Source organism: Bradyrhizobium sp. USDA 4474 (genome assembly GCF_054057515.1).
The window spans coordinates 6,450,840-6,470,216 of record NZ_JBSRZJ010000002.1 but is presented as its reverse complement, the minus strand read 5'-3'; the positions used below and the strand labels follow the sequence as shown (position 1 = coordinate 6,470,216).

The following is a 19,377-nucleotide window of genomic DNA, read 5'->3' as shown; positions in this document are numbered from 1 at the left end:
CTTCCCAATCGCCAGCCGGCTGTGCAGCCGTCGCGGCGAGCGGCGACGCGCGGCCATCATTCTGAGGAGACCTCCATGCAAGAGCGTAGCTTTTGGTATTGCTCGATCGTCGGCCTGCTTGGCGCCCTCGCCCTGGCCGGCCCGGCCGAGGCCGCCGGCCCGGGCGACAGCCCGATCCTGAAACGCATCGCTGCGCGCAACGCAATCACCATCGGTCATCGCGAAGCATCCGCCCCCTACTCTTTCATCGACCGTGACCAGAAGGTCGAGGGCTATTCCATCGACCTCTGCATGAAGGTCGTCGAGGCGGTGAAGGCCCGGCTCGAGATGCCAGGCCTCGAGGTCAAGTATGTGCCGATCAACACCACGAACCGCATTGCGCTGGTCGCCAACGGCACCATCGACCTGGAATGCGGGACGACCACCAACACGCTCTCCCGCCAGGAGCAGGTGGAGTTCTCACCGATCTTCTACATCACGGGCACGCAAGTCATGGTCAAGGCTGACAACGCGGCCCGGGAAGTCGAAGACCTGAAGGGCAAGCGCGTGGCCGTGCTCCAGGGATCCAGCAACGAGCAATCCTTGCGGATGCTGAACGAGACCGAGAAGCTCGGCATCGAGCTGGTCTATGCCAAGGATCTCGGAGAAGGCGCATTGCTCGTAACCAACGGGCGGGTGGACGGCTTTGCCGCCGATGGCGGCCAGATCAAGGTCTACGCGGCGACCAAGGCGCAGCCGAAGGGAGCGCTCAAGGTGATCGGGCGCTTGCTCACTTACGATCCCTATTCTGCCATGATGCAGCGCGGGGACATGGAGTTTGCCCTGCTCGTGAAGCGCGCCTTCGCCGATGCGTTCCGCTCGCCCGAGGCCGAGACGCTCTACACCAAATGGTTCGGCCCACTCGGCATCGAGATCGAGCCCGAGCTCAAGACCGCCTTCGCGATCCAGGCTCTGCCGCAATGACCTATCGTTGGGACTGGAGCGTTCTGGTCTCCCAGCCGTATCTCGGCTGGCTGCTGGCGGGACTGGGATGGACCCTGCTCGTCGCGGGCGCGGCCTGGGTGCTGGCCTTGCTCGTTGGCGTGACGGTCGGCATCATCAGGACACTGCCCGGCCGTACGCCACGGCTGATCGGAACGGCCTATGTCGAGACGTTCCGCAACATCCCGCTGCTGCTGCAATTGTTCGTCTGGTATTTCGTGCTGCCGGAACTGCTGCCAACGCCAATCGGCAACTGGATCAAGCGCGACCTGCCGCTGCCGGAATACTGGACGGCGGTCATCGGTCTCGGCCTGTTCACGGCGGCGCGCGTTGCCGAGCAGACCCGCGCCGGCATCCAGGCGATCGGGCGTGGCCAGGCGATGGCCGCGGCGGCGAGCGGTCTCACGCTGGCGCAGAGCTATCGTTACATCCTGCTGCCGATCGCTGCGCGGAACGTCCTGCCGCCGCTGACATCCGAATTTCTCAACGTAGTCAAGAACTCCTCGCTCGCGCTGACGATCGGCCTGCTCGAACTGACCGGCCAGAGCCGCCAGATCGAGAGCGCGACGTTTCACGGCATCGAGGCATTCACCGCGGCGACGCTGACCTACGTCGTTTTGACGACAGCGGTGATCGCCGCGCTGCGTGCCGTCGAGCGCTGTGTCGCCATTCCCGGTTTGATGGGACGGACCTGATTGATGAACGATCTCGATCCCGATCTCTTCAAGGCCGTGGCGCCGTTTCTCTGGGATGGGCTGCAGACGAGCTTCGGCCTGTTGCTGCTGGCGATGGCCGGCGGAGGGCTGCTCGGCACCATCCTCGCGGTCATGCGTATCGCCGGATCACGGCCGATCGCCGCCATCGCGGCAGGCTATGTGAACGGGCTGCGCTCGGTGCCCCTGATCATGGTGATCTTCTGGTTCTATCTCCTGGTGCCGCTGGTGATCGGACGCCCGATCGGCGCGTTCACCTCGGCGCTCATCGCCTTCGTCATCTTCGAGGCCGCCTATTATGCCGAGATCATCCGCGCCGGCATCCAAAGCGTGCCGAAGCAGCAGCTCGCCGCCGCCCTCGCATCCGGACTCGGCCCGTTTCAAGCCTACCGCTTCGTGATCCTGCCACAAGCGATCCGGAAGATGCTGCCGATCCTGTTGTCGCAGAGCATCGCCCTGTTTCAGGATACTTCGCTGGTCTATGTCGTCGGCCTGCACGACTTCATGACGGCAATCTCGGTGACGGCGAATCGGGACGGACATCTGGTCGAATTCTATCTGTTCGCAGTCATCGTCTACTTCACGCTCTGTTTCGCAGCCTCCCAATCAATCCAGTTTCTCAACAGGTCGCCGCTAAGTCCATGAGCATCTCTGCCCTCCGCAAGGTATCCCCGATCGCAGACGCATCCGTCGAGCAACCCGCGACGATCGAGATTATCGGAATTTCCAAGAGTTACGGCGCGCTGGAAGTCTTGAACGACTGCTCCATGAGCATTCGGAAAGGCGAGGCTGTCGTGGTTTGCGGACCGTCGGGATCGGGCAAGTCAACCCTGCTGAAATGCGTCAACGGCCTCGAGACCTTCCAGAGCGGGACGATCGTGGTCGACGGTGTGCCCGTGGGCGACCGCCGTACCGACCTCACCCGGCTCCGAAGCCGGATCGGCATGGTGTTCCAGCACTTCGAGCTTTATCCGCATTTGTCGGTGCTCGAGAACATCACGCTGGCACAGGTCAAGGTGTTGCGCCGGTCGAAGGTCGAGGCGAGCGACAAAGCCATGATGCTGCTCCGCCGCGTCGGCCTGGACGACAAGGCCGGTTGCCATCCCGCCCAGCTCTCGGGTGGCCAGCAGCAACGCGTCGCCATCGCCCGCGCGCTGGCCATGGATCCGATCGCGATGCTGTTCGACGAACCGACGTCGGCGCTCGACCCTGAAATGATCAAGGATGTGCTCGACGTCATGACCGAGCTCGCGCGCGACGGCATGACCATGATGGTCGTGACCCACGAGATGGGGTTTGCGCGCCATGTTGCCGGTCGTGTCGTGTTCATGGACGGCGGGCGTATCCTGGAGGAGGCTCCGAGCTCCGTCTTCTTCGCGCAGCCTTCGACCGAGCGCGCACGCATTTTCCTGTCCAAGATATTGCGCCAATGAGATTCCAATCATGATTCCGAGAAGCACGCAGCGGTCTTCGGTCGCAACAGGCGCCAGAGGCGTCTGCACGGAGACCATGCTCGAACAATAATTCGGAACTGATGACGATTTCGATCTCATCGCTCCGGCCGCGGTCGCCAATGACACGCCGGCACAACACCAAGGAGAGAAACGACCATGCGCATCGCCCCTTCCCGCGACCATTTCGACGCAGTCGCGTTTCGCGCCGATACGCCCGGCGCGGCAACGGTGATTCATCTGAATGCGGCCGGCGCCGGACTGCCGCCACGCATCGTGACCGAGACGGTCATGCGTCACCTTGCCGAGGAGGCAAGTATCGGTCCGCACTGGGCGGCCGCGCGGGCGCAGGACGAACTCCATGGCGTCCGTGCTGTCGCCGCCGAACTCCTGCAATGCCGCCCGCACAATGTCGCATTCGGGGGCAGCGCCGGCACGATGTGGGCCATGGCGTTCCTAGCCATGCCGATAAAGCGCGGGGCGCGCGTGCTGGTTGCGCGTTCGGAATGGGCCGGCAACGTCCTCAATCTGATGAAACGGCGTCTGATCGACGGCATCGCGATCGACATCATGCCGGTCGACGAGCGCACCGGCCGCATCGATGTCGAGCGCGTCGGCGAACTGATCGACGAGCGGACGGTGGCGATCTGCCTCCCGGTGGTGGCGAGCGGATCGGGCGTACGACAGCCCGTGGAACTCATCGCCGCACTGCCGCGGCCGGAGGGGTGCCTTTTATTCGTCGACGGCGCGCAGGCGGTTGGACGATTGCCTGCAGGGATGGCAAGTACCGGTGCCGATGTGCTGGTGGCGCCAAGCCGCAAGTGGCTGCGTGGTCCGCGCGGCGAAGCGATCATGGCGCTCTCTGATCGTGCCCTGGAGCGGCTTGGTGATCCTCCGGTTCTGAGCCAAGTCGGCTCCAACTGGACATCGATCGACAGCTATGCCACACGGGCCGATGCGCAACGCTTCGAAACTTACGAATTTTCGGTTGCCGGCAGGCTCGGGCTGGGTGCGGCAATGACGCGTGCCCTGGAATGCGGGATCGAGAACATCGACGACGTGATCCGCGTGCGTCTTGTCCGCCTCCGTGCAGGGCTGACGGCCATTCCTGGGGTGACCGTGTTCGAGGAGGATGCAGCGAATGCCGCGTTCCTCACTTTCACAGCCAGCGCTATCGTGCCGGTCGAGCTAAACGATCGTCTCGCCGACGCCAATATCGCCGCCGCAGTGGTCGATCGCGATTACGCGCGGGCGGACCTGGAGGCGAGGTGCCTCGATGCCATCAACCGCGTTGCCCCTCACGTCTACACCAGCGAGGAGGATATCGATCGCTTTCTCGACACCGTATCCGTCGCCTCGCGCCAGGCGCGCTGGCGCAACGCAAGCTGACGCTTCGGCGCTGAAAGTTCCTTCACTCCGTTGGGCGGTGTTGTTTCCAACTCTCGCCATCGTAGGCCAGCGTCATGCCCGAACGCTGTGCAGGAAATGCACGACCTCGTCCTTGAGCCGCGTCGAATCGCGCGACAAAAGCTGGGCAGATGAGGCGCTGAATCGATGCGCTACCGGTTTCGACCGCGCTCCGCTGCACCGCAGTGACCCCGGCGCTGACATCTCCGGTGCCTTGGGCGGCCTGTGGATGTTCCGAGCGATTTCCCGTGTTGCCGCAAAGCGGATCGGTGAGCAATAGCTGTTGCCTGTAACTCGCCGAGCGCGCGAACACTCGGCAGCCAGCTGGTTGCGATGTCGGCGGTCGCTGCGTTCATCACATGCATTTCCCATATCGCGAAGCGCTTTACGTTGTTGAGTTCGCCCAGTTGGCAAGCATCGACCGCCGGCACAACTGTACTTCTTCTATTGCGGGATGACCGCCTGCCGTTTCGCGCAACGGCGTCGCCGGCCAAACAACCGCTGCGGCCATAACCCGCGCCGGACCGGACACAACGCACGTGAGACTATCCAGCGGCTCGCGGGGCACCTCGAATTTGAGATCCGCGCCAGAGTCGTTCTGACCGGTCTCGCCCTGATGTTCGGCTACGGCCTTCTCGGCGCCGGCTGGCTCATCCTGAAGACCGAGGGTGACGTCCAGGCCGCGGCACGTCGCTGCGCCGGAGCTGCCTCGTCGGCATCGTCGCCGCGATCGCCGTCGTGAATGTCTGGACACCAATCATGAGCCCGGCGGTGACGGCGCGATGGTTCAGCTTGCCCAATTTCGTGCTGTTCATGCCGGTGCAGTGCTGTCAGCCCTGGTTGCCCGGGACTTGGCGTTCTCTCGAACGCAGGTGGGCATAACGGAGACTCACCGCGCACCTATGTCGGCTCACATGCTGTCCACCGGACCATCGATCCGATCACGCGACCCCGCTTGCACGGGCATCGTGAACGTGAATCTGGTCTCTTCAGGATTTGACGTAGCAACGAGTTCGCCGCCATGCGCCTTAGCGATCTGGGACGCGATGTAGAGGCCAAGCCCCAATCCTTGCCTGCTGGCGCGGGCCTTCCCGCGGAAGAACGGCTCGAACAGCTTGTCCATGGCCTCGGGGGGAATCCGTTCTCCCGCGTTGCTGACCGACAGTTCGAAGGCCTCGTCGCGCGTCTCCGCACGGACTATGACGGGCTTGCTGGCCGACCCGTGCGTCAAGGCGTTCCCAAGCAGGTTCGACAGCATCTGCCCGATGCGTGAGCTGTCGCAATCGACAGGCCGGTTGACGTGGAGATCGACCAGGATCTCCCGCCCCGGCGAGGCCAGCCGCAACTCGTCCACGACCTGGATGAGGACGGACTCCAACGGCTTGCCTGCCTTGTGCTCGACGACGATTCCGCCGCCGAGGCGGCCGCGCGCGAGATCGAGGACGTCGTCGATGAGGCCGGCCATTCGCGTGACCGTGGTCTGCATCATTGCGATAATCTGGCGCTCCTTCTCGCTCTGCACCGTGCGATCAAGAATTCGAGCGCCAGCGCTGAGCGCGGCAAGAGGGTTGCGCAGATCGTGACCAAGCACGGCGATGAACTGCTCGCGCAACTCGGCCATCTGATGCTCTCGCTTCAGCTTCTCCTCGGTCGCCTCGGCGGCGGCCCTGGCCATCTCGCGTGATCTCAACAGCTCCTGTTCGTACCGGCGACGATCGATGGACTTGATGAACGCGATCCGGATCGAAGTCGGCCTTCCCTCTGAGTCCCGCGCTTCCTTGGCGTTGGCGATCGTATACAGCGGCTCGCCGTCGTCCTTGAGGAGGTCAAGGGCAACTTCGGAGAAGAAGCCCTGCATCCGAAGCAGAGGAGCAAGATGGGTCTCGTAGTAGATGCGCCCGGGCACCGTCAGAAGTTCGACCAGCGGCCTTCCAAGTATCTGGCCAGCCGTGTATCCGCTCCATTCCAGGAGCGCGCTGTTCACGTATCCGACGCGACCGTTGGGTAGCAGAGATACGTAGCCGAACGGCCCGTTCTCCACCATGTCCTCGAAGTCCGGGCGCGAGTTGATGTCAACGCGGCTCACACGAAAGTCCGCATGGCGGCGACGACTTCGTCCGGTGCGCTGAGATTCGGGCAGTGCCCGGTGGCTTTGAGAACGATCATGCGGCTGTTTGGAATGTTGCGATTCACAAACTCGCCGACCGCCTCGGAGGCAATGATATCTTCGCTGCACTGGAGGATGAGAGTCGGGACGGTCACCCCGGCGAGATCCTTGCGGTTGTCGGAGGTAAAGGTCACACGGGCGAACGCCTTTGCGATGTCCGGATCTGTGCGACAAAAGCTGTTCGTGAGCTCTTCCGCGAGTTCTGGCCGGTCAGGATTCCCCATGATCAAGGGGGCCATCTGCGCGGACCAGCCCATGTGGTTGGCCTCAAGAAACTCAAGGAGCTCTTCGATCTGCTTCGCGCTGAAGCCGCCGACGTACCCCTCGTCGTCAATGTAGCGGGCAGATGGACCGATTAGGATGAGCTTACCGAACATACCGGGCGCCTTCTGCGAGGCGAGGACACCGATCATGGCGCTGACCGAATGGCCGACGAACACGGCATCGTGCAGCTCCAGCCCTCGCCCGATCTCGACGACGTCATCGGCATAAGCGCCTAGACTGGAATATTTGCGCTTGTTGTAGGCGCTGAGGTCGGACCCGCCCGCCCCCACGTGATCGAACAGCACGGTGTTGAAATCCGATTCGAAGGCCGGGGCGACGAATCGCCACATGTTCTGGTCGCACCCGTAGCCATGCGCGAACATCATCGGCTGTTCACCGGCTCCGCGGACCTTCACGTTGTTGCGTTCGAGCACTCCCGGCATGAAAAGTCCCTTCTGTGGAGCTTGGCTGCATGCACCATATGCCGTCGCGGCTCGCAGTGCTGTCTACTTTGGGAGGGTGGCGGATGTGGGACGGCACGGACCCGCCGCCCGGGTCCGGCGTCCATGAACGTGTATCATGTCCGCAGCCGAAGTTGCCTGAGAAACCGCTTGACGCTTCGTCCGATTCAACCCCTGCAGGAGGGCCCCGCTTGATGCTCTCTGCCCCGCATGGATTCTCCGGCCCACTCTTGGAACCAATTTCAATCCTCTTGGTTGGGTAAGGTTTTGTTGGCCGGGTTCAAAAACAGGCGTATGGCAGCCGTCTTCTCGAAGGGTGGCCGGGAGGGATAAAGATGTCCAGTGGGGCCGACCGGCCGGTTTCCGCCTCAAAGCCAAGTCGGCGCATGGAGGGAGGACCCGGACCGGTGGTGCTTTCGGCGATCCTTGCCGGCTCGCCCGACGCGATCTGGTGCTGGCGCACCGACGGCATCATCACCGAGTGGAATCCCGCGGCAGAACGCCTGTTGGGCTTCGAGGCTTCGGAGATCGGCGGTTGTTCCCTGCTGGATCTGGTCACGCACGCGGAACGTTCAGCCGCCGAGAACATGATCGCTCGCGTGAGCGCTGGCGAATCCTTTGGCCCCTTCGAAACCGTCAGGGTGGCCAAAGATGGTAGAGGCCTGGCCGTGGAGATTACGGTCGTCCCGCTGCGCGATGAGAACGGATCGATCGTGGGCGGAGCATCGTTTTGCCGAGACATCAGCGAGCGTAAGAGCGCTGCGGAATCGCTTTCGCGGACTGTTCGTGAGCTTGGAACGCTATTCCACCTGACAGAGCGCCTACAGGCTGCGAAATCCGCCCAAGAGGTCTACGAGGCGGCGCTCGAGGCGATCACCGATGCGCTCGGCTGCGAGCGTGCATCGATCCTGCTCTTCGATTCGGCTTCCGTCATGCGCTTCGTCGCATGGAAGGGGATCAGCGAGGAGTACCGCCAAGCCGTAGACGGTCACTCGCCGTGGACACTAGAGACGACTGATGCGGTCCCGATCTTCGTGACTGATATTCGGGATACGAACGAACCTGATGCCCTCAAGAAGGTAATCGAGGGTGAAGGGATTCGTGGTCTCGCCTTCATTCCGCTTGTCCGCAACGGACGCGTCATGGGCAAGTTCATGACGTACTATAGGTGCCCGCATCAATTCAGCGAGGGGGAGACACGTCTAGCCAGCACAATTGCACGCCAGTTGAGCCTGTCACTGGACAGAATAATGACGGAAGAGCAATTGAGGGAATCCGAACTGCGCTTTCGTCTCATGTCGGAGCACGCTCCCGTCATGATCTGGATAAGCGACTCCGCCGGCAAATGCCTTCACCTCAATCGGCTGCTCCGCAGCTTCTGGGGGGTAGAGGAAGCAGCCATTTCCGACTTCGATTGGTCGGCGACCATTCATCCCGACGACGCTCGGGCCGTCGGCGAACAGGTTGGGGCCGCAATGGTGAAACGCGTCCCCGTAGAGCTGAAGGGGCGATACCGCAGCGCCTCAGGAGCATACCGGGTGCTGGAAACCGTCGCGCATCCTCGGTTCGGAGCTTCCGGTGAATTCCTCGGGATGATTGGCGTCAACGTCGATGTAACCGAGAGAGAGGAAGTCGAAGCCGAACGTCGCCGTGCCGAAGACGAATTGCGAGCGATGAATGTCGCCCTGAGCGAAAACGAAGAACGCTTGCGACTCGCTACTGCCAACGCGGACGTCGGCTTCTGGGACGTGGATGAGATCAGCCAGGTCCTGCACTGGCCACCCTTGGTCAAGGCGATGTTCGGTATCTCGCCAGACAGCCCCGTGTCGATGCTGGAGTTCTACTCGGGCCTCCACCCCGAAGACCGGGAGTTCGTCAGCGAAGCTTATGCAGCGGCGCGAGATCCCGATAAGCGTGCTCTCTACGATGTTGAGTATCGAACCATCGGCAAAGAAGACGGTCGCGTTCGCTGGGTCGCTGCGAAGGGACGCGGCGTGTTTGATGACGATGGCCGCTGTGTGCGAGTGACCGGCACCGCGATCGACATCACTGCGCGCAAGGCTGATGAAGAAAGGCTCAAAGAGCTGAACGAGACATTGGAGCGCCGCATCTCCGAGGTCCTGGCCGAAAGGAAGGTTTTGGCCGACATTGTCGAAGGGACGGATGCGTTCGTCCAGGTCGTAGACCTGGAATTCCGTTGGCTCGCCATCAACAAGGCCGCGGCTAATGAATTCGAGAAGATATTCAAAATTCGTCCACAGGCCGGGCAATGCATGCTCGACCTGTTGACGCATCTACCTATCGAGCGAGAAGCCATGCGCGCGGTTTGGGCGCGCGCGCTATCCGGAGAGGAATTCACCGAAATCGCGGCGTTTGGAGACCGCGAACGTCGCCACTATGAAATGAAGTACAATACCTTGCGGAACAGCAAGGGGGAGCGGATCGGCGCCTATCAGTTCGTCTATGACGTGACGGAGCGTATTCGGGAGCAGGAGCGGCTCGCAAGGGCGGAGGAGCAGCTCCGCCAAGGGCAGAAAATGGAGGCGATGGGTCAGCTTACCGGCGGAGTCGCCCACGACTTCAACAACCTGTTGACGCCAATCTTCGGAGCCCTCGACGCCTTGCAGCGCAGAGGCGTAGGAGGGGAGCGCGAGCAGCGATTGATCGCCGGAGCGATGCAATCAGCAGATCGGGCCAAGACTCTCGTCCAGCGGCTGCTCGCATTCGCACGGCGGCAACCCCTCCAAGCCAGAGCAACGCGGGTCGGGGACCTGATTCACGGAATGGGCGAGCTGATCTCCAGCACGTCCGGCCCGCAGGTCAAAGTCTCTGTGGAGATCCAGCAGGACCTGCCGGCCGCAAAGGTCGATGAAAATCAGCTGGAGATGGCGCTCCTCAATCTCGCGGTGAATGCGCGTGACGCGATGCCCGATGGCGGCACGTTGCGTATTACCGCAGACGCCCAACAGGTCGATGCGGGACATCGGACCAACTTGAGGCCTGGACGCTATGTCAGGCTATCCGTTGCGGACAGCGGCGTCGGCATGGACGAATCCGTGAAGGCCCGGGCGATCGAGCCATTCTTCTCGACCAAGGGCATCGGAAAAGGCACGGGTCTCGGTCTATCGATGGCTCACGGCCTGGCATCGCAACTGGGCGGCGCGCTGACCATTCAAAGCCGGCCTGGGGTGGGCACGAATATAGAAATGTGGCTTCCATCGACCGATGAGCCTGTGGCGTCGGAGAACCAGCAGCCGGCATCGGTGCCCAGCGGCGGCGCGCTCGGGACCGCCCTTCTCGTCGATGACGAGCCTCTCGTTCGTGCAGCAGCCGCCGACATGCTAACGGACCTTGGATACGCGGTTCTCGAAGCTGCCTCGGCGGAAGAAGCAATCCGGCTGATCGGCGGCGGCGTCAAACCCCAGCTCCTTGTTACCGATCATTTGATGACGGGAATGAACGGCACTGATTTGGCTCGGCTCGTACGCGCACAAGTGCCTGGAACGCAGGTGCTCTTGGTGTCGGGCTACGCGGAAAGCGAGGGCGTCGCGCCTGATCTTCCGCGGATGGTCAAGCCATTCAGCATTGGCGACCTCGCTGCGAAACTCGCCAGCCTATCGACTGGCGGATAAGTGAGTGAAGGCCGCGTTCCGTTGCCGGGCGATCCGGCCCCTACCGCGCGGCCTTTGACCTCCGACCGGCGCCCAACATTGATCCCGCCCCATGTCGCGCGAGGCCTGCCGGAAGGGCGGCTCGACCGCCGGAACGACGACGGCATAGCAACGGGAACGTTCACGTCTCGATCTTTCTCACACCACGTCGAACTTGACGCCCTGCGCGAGCGGCAACGTCCGGCCGTAATTGATGGTGTTGGTGGCGCGGCGCATATAGGCCTTCCAAGCATCGGAGCCGGACTCGCGGCCGCCGCCGGTGTCCTTTTCGCCGCCGAATGCGCCGCCGATCTCCGCGCCGGACGGGCCGATATTCACATTCGCGATGCCGCAATCGGAGCCGCGTGCCGACAGGAAGGTTTCCGCCTCGCGCAAATCATTGGTGAAGATCGACGACGACAGTCCTTGCGGAACGGCGTTGTGCAACTCGAGCACGGCATCGAAGTCGCGGTATCTGATCACGTAGAGGATCGGGGCGAAAGTCTCGTGCTCGACCGGTCCGGTCTGAGAGGCGATCTCGACCAGCGCCGGGCGGACGTAATGGGCGTCGGCCGCGCCATCGATCGCAACCCGTTCTCCGCCGTGGATTTTGCCGCCGGCCGCCCTGACCGCTTCGAGCGCGCCTTGCATGGCGCGATACGCCGCACCGTCGATCAGCGGACCGACCAGCGTGCCGTTTTCGAGGGGATTGCCGACCGTCACGGAGGCATAGGCGCGCGTCAGCCGCGGCACGAAGCTGTCATACACGCTGTCATGGACGAACAGGCGACGCAGCGTCGTGCAGCGCTGGCCGGCGGTGCCCATGGCCGCAAAGGCGACGCCGCGCAGCGTCAGGTCGAGATCGGCAGTCGGCGCGACGATCGCCGCGTTGTTGCCGCCAAGCTCGAGAATCGCGCGCGCGAACCGCTTGGCGAGCCGCGGGCCGACCGCGCGGCCCATCGCCGTCGAGCCGGTGGCCGACACCAGCGGCACCTTCGCATGATCGACCAGCGTTTCGCCGATGTCGCGGCCACCGAGCAGCACCGTGGCGAGCCCTTCCGGCGCGCTGCCGCCATCCTTCCTGAAGCGCGCCAGCGCGCGGTCGAACAGGGCGTGCGTTGCGAGCGCGGTCAGCGGGGTCTTCTCCGACGGTTTCCAGACGACGCTGTTGCCGCACACGAGCGCCAGCGCCGCATTCCAGGCCCACACGGCCACCGGGAAATTGAACGCGGAAATGATGCCGGTGACGCCGAGCGGATGCCAGCTTTCCATCATGCGATGCTCGCCGCGCTCGGTCGCGATCGTCAGGCCGTAGAGCTGGCGCGACAGCCCGACGGCGAAATCGCAGATGTCGATCATCTCCTGGACCTCGCCGAGGCCTTCGGAAATGATCTTGCCGACCTCGATCGACACCAGCCGGCCGAGCGCCTCCTTGCCGGCACGCAGCTCGTCGCCGAGCAGCCGCACCAGCTCGCCGCGCTTTGGTGCCGGCACCAGGCGCCATGCGCGAAACGCCGCTTCGGCGCGTTCGATCTCCGCCTTGGCGGCCTCGACGCTGGTTTCCCTAACCTCGGCGACGATCTTGCCGGTGATCGGCGAGCGAACCACCAGCGAGCCTTTCGTGTAGCTCTCCCTGGTCACGCCGAGTAGCGAAAGAAGCCTGTCGGCCTCCATGGCGAGATCAACGGTGAGGGCCTGGGTGTGCGCGGCGGATGTGACGGACATGGCAATGTTTCCGGAGCTCGTCGTGAATCTGAACGGTCGCAATCACGCGGATCGTGCGCGCGCGACAGCCCTTTGATCGAACCGAAGTGGTGCTTTCGTCAATCCCTATTCCTCCTCTCACGCGGTCGCCTGGCGCTGCAATTCGGTGAACGGGTGCACCAAGCGCCGCCTCGAACGCGGCGCGGTTCGAATCCACGGCTTAGTTCCGCTGGGCGTCGCCGCCAAGGTTCGACTGGAAGATGCCGGCCGCACTGACCGCGACGCCGACGAGGATCGTACCGACCGTGCTCTCGCGCCGGACCAACCGCTCGCAACCATCGTTTCCTCGCTTGCGACAGGCTTTTTTTGATGGCGCAGGATGAGCGACGTCGCCCTACTTCATGCAAGGCGCTTTTTCTGACCCCCTGTTTTGTTTTTCTGATCTACCGATCGCTTCAACCCGCGCCACATCGCTCGTTGCGAAAAACTGACACCGTCCAGAATTACTGCGGTGACCGCGGATGCATTCAGACCTGCACCGAGGTCAGCTTCTTCAGGCAGCGCAGCGCAAACGATGAGCGGCTGTGGCGAATGCCTGGAATGCGGTAGAGCTTCTCGCGCAGAAAGCGTTCATAGCCGGCGGTGCTTTCGACCGCGACCTTCACGACGTAGTCATAGTCGCCGGTGGTGAGATAGGCCTCGATCACCTCCGGCAAGCTCGTCAGCAATTGGCCGAAACGCTCAAGCATCTCCTCGTCGTGACGATCGAGCGTCAACTCTATGATGACCGTCTCGGGCAGGCCGAGCTTGTCTTGATTGAGCAGCGCCACGTAGCCATCGATATAGCCCTGCGTTTCCAAACGCTTGAGCCTGTTCCAGCACGGTGTGGTGGAGAGACCGACCTTTTCGGCGAGTTGCGCCGTCGTCAGCCGTGCATCCTGCTGCAAGGCGCGCAGGATCTTGCGATCGATCTCGTCGAGCCGAAGCGCATCCTTGCGCGGTGCCTTGACCGGCCTTGTGGCACGTCTAGCTGGCGCCATACCAAGAACCCTTTTCTGGTTTATCCAGCAATATGTAGAAATTTTGTACTGCCGATTTACGGTATACCGGGATTAACGGAACGACAATCCCAACATCCGGCAGTACGATTTACTAACAAACTGAGACCGGACGCGGTGTTTTTTCTCGAACTCCAGACCAGCGACATGCACGCTGCACTCGGCCGCCTGCTCGACCAGACGCGCGTCGCGGGCCTTCGGCTCGCGGCCATCAGCGCGCGCGCGGACGCGAGCGAATGCCGCATCTCGGCCTCCATAGACATCGGTGATCGCGACGCCGTCGACCGGATCGCTCGCCGCGTCGGCGCGTTGTTCTGCATCGATGCGATCGAGGTGAGAGGTGAAAGCCAATGCCCGACTCCGACCTCACACATGACACCATGAGCCCGCGGCGCGAGGTGGCTCAATCCCCCGTGCCTGCGCCCTTGAAGCTTCACGTGCCGGAACCGGCCGTGCGCCCGGGCGGCACGCCCGATTTCTCGAACATCCGCATCCCGCGCGCCGGCCAGGTCGATCGTCCCAGCGTCGACGTGGATGCCGAGGCGATCCGCGATCTCGCCTTCTCGGTCATTCGCGTCCTCAATCGCGACAGCGAAGCGGTTGGTCCCTGGGCCGGCGCGCTCTCGGATAGTGAACTGCTCGAGGGCTTGCGCCACATGATGACGCTGCGTGCGTTCGATGCGCGCATGCAAATGGCACAGCGCCAGGGCAAGACGTCGTTCTATATGCAGCACATGGGCGAAGAAGCGGTGAGCTGCGCCTTCCGCAAGGCGCTTCTACCGGGCGACATGAATTTTCCGACCTATCGCCAGGCGGGACTGTTGATCGCCGGCGGTTACCCACTGGTGGAGATGGCCTGCCAGATCTATTCCAATACCCACGACCCCCTGAAGGGGCGCCAATTGCCCGTGATGTATTCCTCCAGGGAGCACGGCTTCTTCTCGATCTCTGGCAATCTCGCCACCCAGTACATCCAGGCGGTCGGCTGGGCGATGGCGTCGGCCATCAAGAACGACACCAAGATTGCCGTCGCCTGGATCGGCGACGGCGCAACCGCTGAATCCGATTTCCATGCCGCGCTGGTGTTCGCTTCGACCTATCGCGCGCCGGTCGTGCTTAATATCGTCAACAATCAGTGGGCCATCTCGACCTTCCAGGGGATCGCACGCGGGGGCTCCGGCACGTTCGCCGCACGCGGTCTCGGCTTCGGCATTCCGGCGCTGCGCGTCGACGGCAACGATTACCTTGCGGTTCATGCGGTCGCAAAATGGGCCTGCGAACGCGCTCGCCGCAATCTCGGCCCCACTCTCGTCGAGCACGTCACCTACCGCGTCGGCGCCCACTCCACCTCCGATGACCCGGCAGGCTATCGGCCGAAAACGGAATCCGACGCATGGCCGCTGGGAGATCCCGTGATCCGGCTGAAGAACCATTTGATCGTTCGCGGTGCCTGGTCTGAGGAGAGGCACAAGCAGACAGAGGCCGAGATTCTCGACACCGTAATCTCGGCGCAAAGGGAGGCCGAAAGCTACGGCACGCTCCATTCCGAGCAGCGGCCTACGGCACGCGACATGTTCGAGGGCGTGTTCGCCGAGATGCCCCCGCATCTGCGCCGCCAGCGCCAGGAAGCTGGAGTTTGAATCATGACACGGCGGACCATGATCGAGGCCATCAGGGATGCCATGGATGTGATGATGTCGCGCGACGACGGCGTCGTCGTGTTCGGCGAGGACGTCGGCTATTTCGGCGGCGTGTTTCGCGCGAGCCAGGGACTGCAGGCGAAATACGGAACGAGCCGCTGCTTCGATACCCCGATCAGCGAGCTCGGCATCGTTGGCATCGCGGTGGGCATGGCGGCCTACGGGTTGAAGCCATGCGTTGAGATCCAGTTTGCCGATTACATGTATCCCGCCTACGACCAGATCGTTTCGGAGGCTGCGCGGCTGCGTTACCGCTCCAACGGCCAGTTCACCTGCCCGCTTGTCGTTCGCATGCCCACCGGCGGCGGCATCTTTGGCGGGCAGACGCACAGCCAGAGCCCGGAAGCGCTGTTCACCCATGTGTGCGGCATCAAGACCGTCGTGCCGTCGAATCCCCGCGACGCCAAGGGCCTGCTGATCTCGGCCATCGAGGACCCCGATCCCGTGATCTTTCTCGAGCCGAAGCGTCTCTATAATGGCCCGTTCGATGGCCACCATGACCGGCCGGTGACGCCGTGGTCGAAGCACGATCTCGGCGAGGTCGACGACGGACACTTTGCTGTTCCCCTCGGCAGCGCCGCGATCCGCAGGCAGGGCAAGGCCGTCACCATCCTCGCCTACGGCACGATGGTTCACGTCGCCGAGACCGCTGCGGCCGAAACCGGCATCGATGCCGAGATCATCGATCTTCGCTCGCTGCTGCCGCTCGATCTCGACACCATCGAAGCCTCCGTCAAGAAGACCGGACGTTGCGTGATCGTTCATGAGGCAACGCTCACATCCGGCTTCGGGGCCGAGCTCGGTGCTCTGGTCCAGACGCGATGCTTCTATCATCTTGAAGCTCCCATCGTGCGCGTCGCCGGCTGGGACACGCCCTACCCGCACGCCCAGGAATGGGACTACTTCCCGGGTCCGGCGCGGATCGGCCGCGCGCTGATCGAAACGGTGGAGGCATGAGATGGCCGAGCGTGTGGTCCGGCTGCCCGACGTCGGCGAAGGCATCGCGGAAGCCGAGCTGGTGGAATGGCACGTGAAGGTCGGCGATGTCGTTCGTGAGGATGCCGTACTCGGCGCCGTCATGACCGACAAGGCGACCGTCGAAATCCCCTCGCCCGCCGATGGACGCGTCACCTGGCTCGCCGGCAATGTGGGCGACCTTCTCGCCATCGGCTCGGACTTCGTTCGGCTGGATGTCGACGGTAAGAGCGAGCCGGTGCCCGAGCCGGCGAAACGAGCATCATCCCCAGCAAGTGCAGATCAGGCCGCATGCGCCCCGCGCGCGCCGGCGAGCGCTCCGCCCGACGCGCAGAGGTCGCAGCCATCCGCTTCGCAGCTCAACCACGCGATCGAACGGCCTTTGGCCGCCCCTGCCGTCCGGCTCCGCGCGCGGGAAGCCGGCCTCGACCTGCGGCAGATTCGCGGCACGGGTCCGGTTGGGCGGATCACTCACGATGATCTCGATGCCCTTCTCTCGCGCGGCAGCGCCGGAACGACGGCGACGCCGTACCTGGCACAAACCGCGGTCACCGATATCAAGATCGTCGGCCTGCGGCGCAAGATCGCCGAGAAGATGTCGATTGCGAGCGCGCGCATTCCGCACATCACCTATATCGAAGAGATCGACGTCACTGCGCTCGAAGATTTGCGCGCAAAGATCAACGCCCGGAAGCTGCCGGGCAAGCCCAAGCTGACATTGTTACCGTTTCTGATGCGCGCCATGGTGCGCGCGATCGCCGAGCTGCCGCATCTCAATGCCCATTTCGACGATGAGGCCGGGATCGTGCACCAGCACGCCGGCGTTCATATCGGGATCGCAACCCAGACCCCGACCGGCCTGGTGGTCCCCGTCATCAGGCACGCCGAAGCGCGCGACCTCTGGGATTGCGCCAGTGAAGTGGCGCGGCTCGCGGAAGCAGCTCGGAACGGCAACGCCACCCGCGACGACCTCACCGGCTCGACCATCACCATCACGTCGCTCGGCGCGCTGGGAGGACTGGCGACGACGCCCATCATCAATCATCCGGAGGTCGCGATCGTCGGCGTCAACCGGATCGCCATCCGCCCGCATTGGGACGGTGCAGCCTTCGTGCCGCGCCAGATCATGAACCTGTCGTCCAGTTTCGATCATCGCGTGATCGACGGTTTCGATGCCGCCCAGTTCGTGCAGCGCATCAAGCTGCTGCTGGAGACGCCGGCCATGATCTTCATTGACTGAAAGAACGATGACCGAGATCACCTGTAAGCTCCTCGTCATCGGCGCCGGCCCCGGTGGCTATACCTGCGCCATCCGCGCCGGCCAGCTCGGTATCGATACGATCGTCATCGAATCCGAAAAGCCGGGTGGCACCTGTCTCAATGTCGGCTGCATTCCCTCGAAGGCGCTGATCCACGCGGCCGGCGAGTATGAAAAGATTGCAGCCGCCGCCGAGGGCAAGAGCGTGCCCGGCATTTCGACCGCAAAACCGGCGCTCGATTTCGCCAAGACCGTCGCCTGGAAAGACGGCATTGTCCGGCGCCTGAACGGTGGCGTGGCTGGCCTGCTGAAGAAGGCCGGCGTCAGGCTCATTGCCGGGCACGCTCGCTTTCGCGACGGCAAGTCCGTCGAGATCAGGACGCCATCCGGCTCGCAGATCGTTCATGCGGAAACGGTGGTGATCGCGACAGGATCTGAGCCGATTGCGATTCCGACTCTGCCGTTCGGAGGCCCTGTGATCTCGTCCACCGAGGCCCTGGCGCTCACCGATATTCCGAGCAAGCTGATCGTGGTCGGCGGCGGCTATATCGGTTTGGAGCTCGGCACGGCATTCGCAAAGATCGGCGCGGCCGTCACCGTCGTCGAAGCCACCTCACGCATTCTGCCGCAATATGATGCCGGGCTGAGCGCGCCGATCCGAACGCGCCTGAGCGCGCTCGGGATCACAGTTCTGACGGGCGCGAAGGCGAAAGCCCTCGTTTCCGACGGCACGGCGCTCGCGGTCGAGACCGCCGACGGCCAGCAGACGCTCGATGCCGACAGGATTCTGGTGACCGTAGGCCGTAGCCCCGTGACATCGGGTTTCGGCCTCGAGACTCTCGATCTCGACATGAAAGGACCTTTCATCGGGATTGACGACCGATGCCGCACCTCGATGCGCGGCGTCTTCGCCATCGGCGATGTCACGGGAGAGCCGATGCTGGCGCATCGTGCCATGGCACAAGGCGAGATGGCCGCAGAGATCGTCGCCGGCCGTCACCGCGCCTGGGACCGGGTCTCGATCCCGGCGATCTGCTTCACCGATCCCGAGATCGTCACTGTCGGCTTGTCACCCGACGGGGCAACCGCCCAGGGCTTCGACATCAAGACGGACCTGTTTCCGTTCAAGGCCAACGGCCGCGCACTGACGCTGCAACGCGAGGACGGTTTCATCCGGACCGTGGCGCGGGCGGACAATCACGTCCTGCTTGGCATCCAGGGCGTCGGAGCCGGCATCGCCGAGCTTTCTGCGGCGTTCAGCCTGGCGCTGGAAATGGGTGCGCGTCTCGAGGACGTCGCCCTCACCATCCACGCGCATCCGACCCAAAGCGAGGCCTTTCATGAGGCCGCTCTGAAGTCGCTGGGGCATCCGATTCACATCTAAAAAAAATGAAGGTGGGACCATCAGCCAGAGTACCACCAGCTACTACACCGGTCCCACCATGACGATGGTGGGCTGACCTTCGCCGCGTCGGGTCTGCACCCATCGCAAGCCTAATGGCCTTTCGCGATCCGCCTGCCGGCAGCGCAGCGAGCTCGGCCGTCGTCAGGCCGCGCCCGCCACACCGAGCAATGTGCGAGGGACTCC

At 63.3% G+C, this 19,377-nt stretch carries 15 protein-coding genes and 1 pseudogene; 10 read left to right on the top strand and 6 right to left on the bottom strand.

What is annotated here, in order from left to right; all coding sequences use genetic code 11:
- Positions 1 to 75: 75 nt before the first annotated feature.
- The 5 genes from ACVW16_RS31895 (at position 76) to ACVW16_RS31875 (ending at position 4,534) form a co-directional block, all read left to right on the top strand.
- Positions 76 to 963 carry an amino acid ABC transporter substrate-binding protein gene (locus ACVW16_RS31895; RefSeq protein WP_456734759.1) on the top strand — a complete coding sequence of 296 codons (888 nt, stop codon included), beginning with the start codon at positions 76 to 78 and terminating at the stop codon, positions 961 to 963.
- Entirely contained in the window at positions 960 to 1,676 is a 717-nt protein-coding gene (locus tag ACVW16_RS31890; RefSeq protein ID WP_456734758.1) for an amino acid ABC transporter permease, read from the top strand. The genes ACVW16_RS31895 and ACVW16_RS31890 overlap by 4 nt, the downstream gene beginning before the upstream one ends.
- Positions 1,677 to 2,339: an amino acid ABC transporter permease gene (locus ACVW16_RS31885; protein WP_456702943.1), complete on the top strand. Its 663-nt coding sequence runs from the start codon at positions 1,677 to 1,679 to the stop codon at positions 2,337 to 2,339. It abuts the gene before it with no gap.
- Positions 2,336 to 3,127, top strand: a complete 792-nt coding sequence (locus ACVW16_RS31880) for an amino acid ABC transporter ATP-binding protein (RefSeq protein WP_456702942.1) — start codon at positions 2,336 to 2,338, stop codon at positions 3,125 to 3,127. Before ACVW16_RS31885 ends, ACVW16_RS31880 begins: the two co-directional genes overlap by 4 nt.
- Before the next feature lie 177 nt (positions 3,128 to 3,304).
- Entirely contained in the window at positions 3,305 to 4,534 is a 1,230-nt protein-coding gene (locus ACVW16_RS31875; RefSeq protein ID WP_456702941.1) for an aminotransferase class V-fold PLP-dependent enzyme, read from the top strand.
- 72 nt (positions 4,535 to 4,606) lie between these two features.
- On the opposite strand, the pseudogene ACVW16_RS31870 reads toward ACVW16_RS31875, so the two are convergent.
- The 3 genes and pseudogenes from ACVW16_RS31870 to ACVW16_RS31860 form a co-directional block, all read right to left on the bottom strand.
- Positions 4,607 to 4,810: pseudogene (locus ACVW16_RS31870) on the bottom strand (hypothetical protein); the annotation flags it as partial.
- A gap of 652 nt (positions 4,811 to 5,462) precedes the next feature.
- A complete protein-coding gene (locus ACVW16_RS31865) occupies positions 5,463 to 6,596 on the bottom strand; it encodes a PAS domain-containing sensor histidine kinase (protein WP_456738152.1) in 1,134 nt (377 codons plus the stop codon).
- Between the two features lie 38 nt (positions 6,597 to 6,634).
- Complete coding sequence (locus ACVW16_RS31860; RefSeq protein WP_456702940.1) at positions 6,635 to 7,426, bottom strand: alpha/beta fold hydrolase; 792 nt, start codon at positions 7,424 to 7,426, stop codon at positions 6,635 to 6,637.
- Between the two features lie 353 nt (positions 7,427 to 7,779).
- On the opposite strand from ACVW16_RS31860, the gene ACVW16_RS31855 reads away from it, so the two are divergent.
- Complete coding sequence (locus tag ACVW16_RS31855) at positions 7,780 to 11,076, top strand: PAS domain S-box protein (protein ID WP_456738509.1); 3,297 nt, start codon at positions 7,780 to 7,782, stop codon at positions 11,074 to 11,076.
- Between the two features lie 177 nt (positions 11,077 to 11,253).
- Here the strand turns inward: ACVW16_RS31855 and amaB are convergent, their stop codons facing one another.
- The 3 genes from amaB to ACVW16_RS31840 all read right to left on the bottom strand — a co-directional run bounded on the left by amaB (position 11,254) and on the right by ACVW16_RS31840 (position 14,207).
- Positions 11,254 to 12,819, bottom strand: coding sequence for an L-piperidine-6-carboxylate dehydrogenase (gene amaB / locus ACVW16_RS31850; protein WP_456734756.1), 1,566 nt, complete (start codon positions 12,817 to 12,819; stop codon positions 11,254 to 11,256).
- A gap of 506 nt (positions 12,820 to 13,325) precedes the next feature.
- Positions 13,326 to 13,838 (bottom strand): Lrp/AsnC family transcriptional regulator, encoded by a 513-nt coding sequence (locus ACVW16_RS31845; RefSeq protein WP_456702937.1) that lies wholly within the window; start codon positions 13,836 to 13,838, stop codon positions 13,326 to 13,328.
- 72 nt (positions 13,839 to 13,910) lie between these two features.
- Positions 13,911 to 14,207 carry a hypothetical protein gene (locus ACVW16_RS31840; RefSeq protein WP_456802546.1) on the bottom strand — a complete coding sequence of 99 codons (297 nt, stop codon included), beginning with the start codon at positions 14,205 to 14,207 and terminating at the stop codon, positions 13,911 to 13,913.
- Positions 14,208 to 14,236: 29 nt separating this feature from the next.
- On the opposite strand from ACVW16_RS31840, the gene ACVW16_RS31835 reads away from it, so the two are divergent.
- The 4 genes from ACVW16_RS31835 to lpdA are packed head-to-tail and all read left to right on the top strand — an operon-like array spanning position 14,237 to position 19,173.
- The gene (locus ACVW16_RS31835) at positions 14,237 to 15,496 is read left to right on the top strand and encodes a thiamine pyrophosphate-dependent enzyme (RefSeq protein ID WP_456705247.1); all 1,260 of its coding nucleotides are present in this window, start codon (positions 14,237 to 14,239) and stop codon (positions 15,494 to 15,496) included.
- Between the two features lie 3 nt (positions 15,497 to 15,499).
- On the top strand, positions 15,500 to 16,513 hold the full coding sequence (locus ACVW16_RS31830) for an alpha-ketoacid dehydrogenase subunit beta (RefSeq protein ID WP_456734754.1): 1,014 nt from the start codon (positions 15,500 to 15,502) through the stop codon (positions 16,511 to 16,513).
- 1 nt (position 16,514) lies between these two features.
- A complete protein-coding gene (locus tag ACVW16_RS31825; protein ID WP_456734753.1) occupies positions 16,515 to 17,771 on the top strand; it encodes a dihydrolipoamide acetyltransferase family protein in 1,257 nt (418 codons plus the stop codon).
- Between the two features lie 7 nt (positions 17,772 to 17,778).
- The gene (gene lpdA / locus ACVW16_RS31820) at positions 17,779 to 19,173 is read left to right on the top strand and encodes a dihydrolipoyl dehydrogenase (protein ID WP_456734752.1); all 1,395 of its coding nucleotides are present in this window, start codon (positions 17,779 to 17,781) and stop codon (positions 19,171 to 19,173) included.
- Positions 19,174 to 19,377 lie beyond the last annotated feature (204 nt).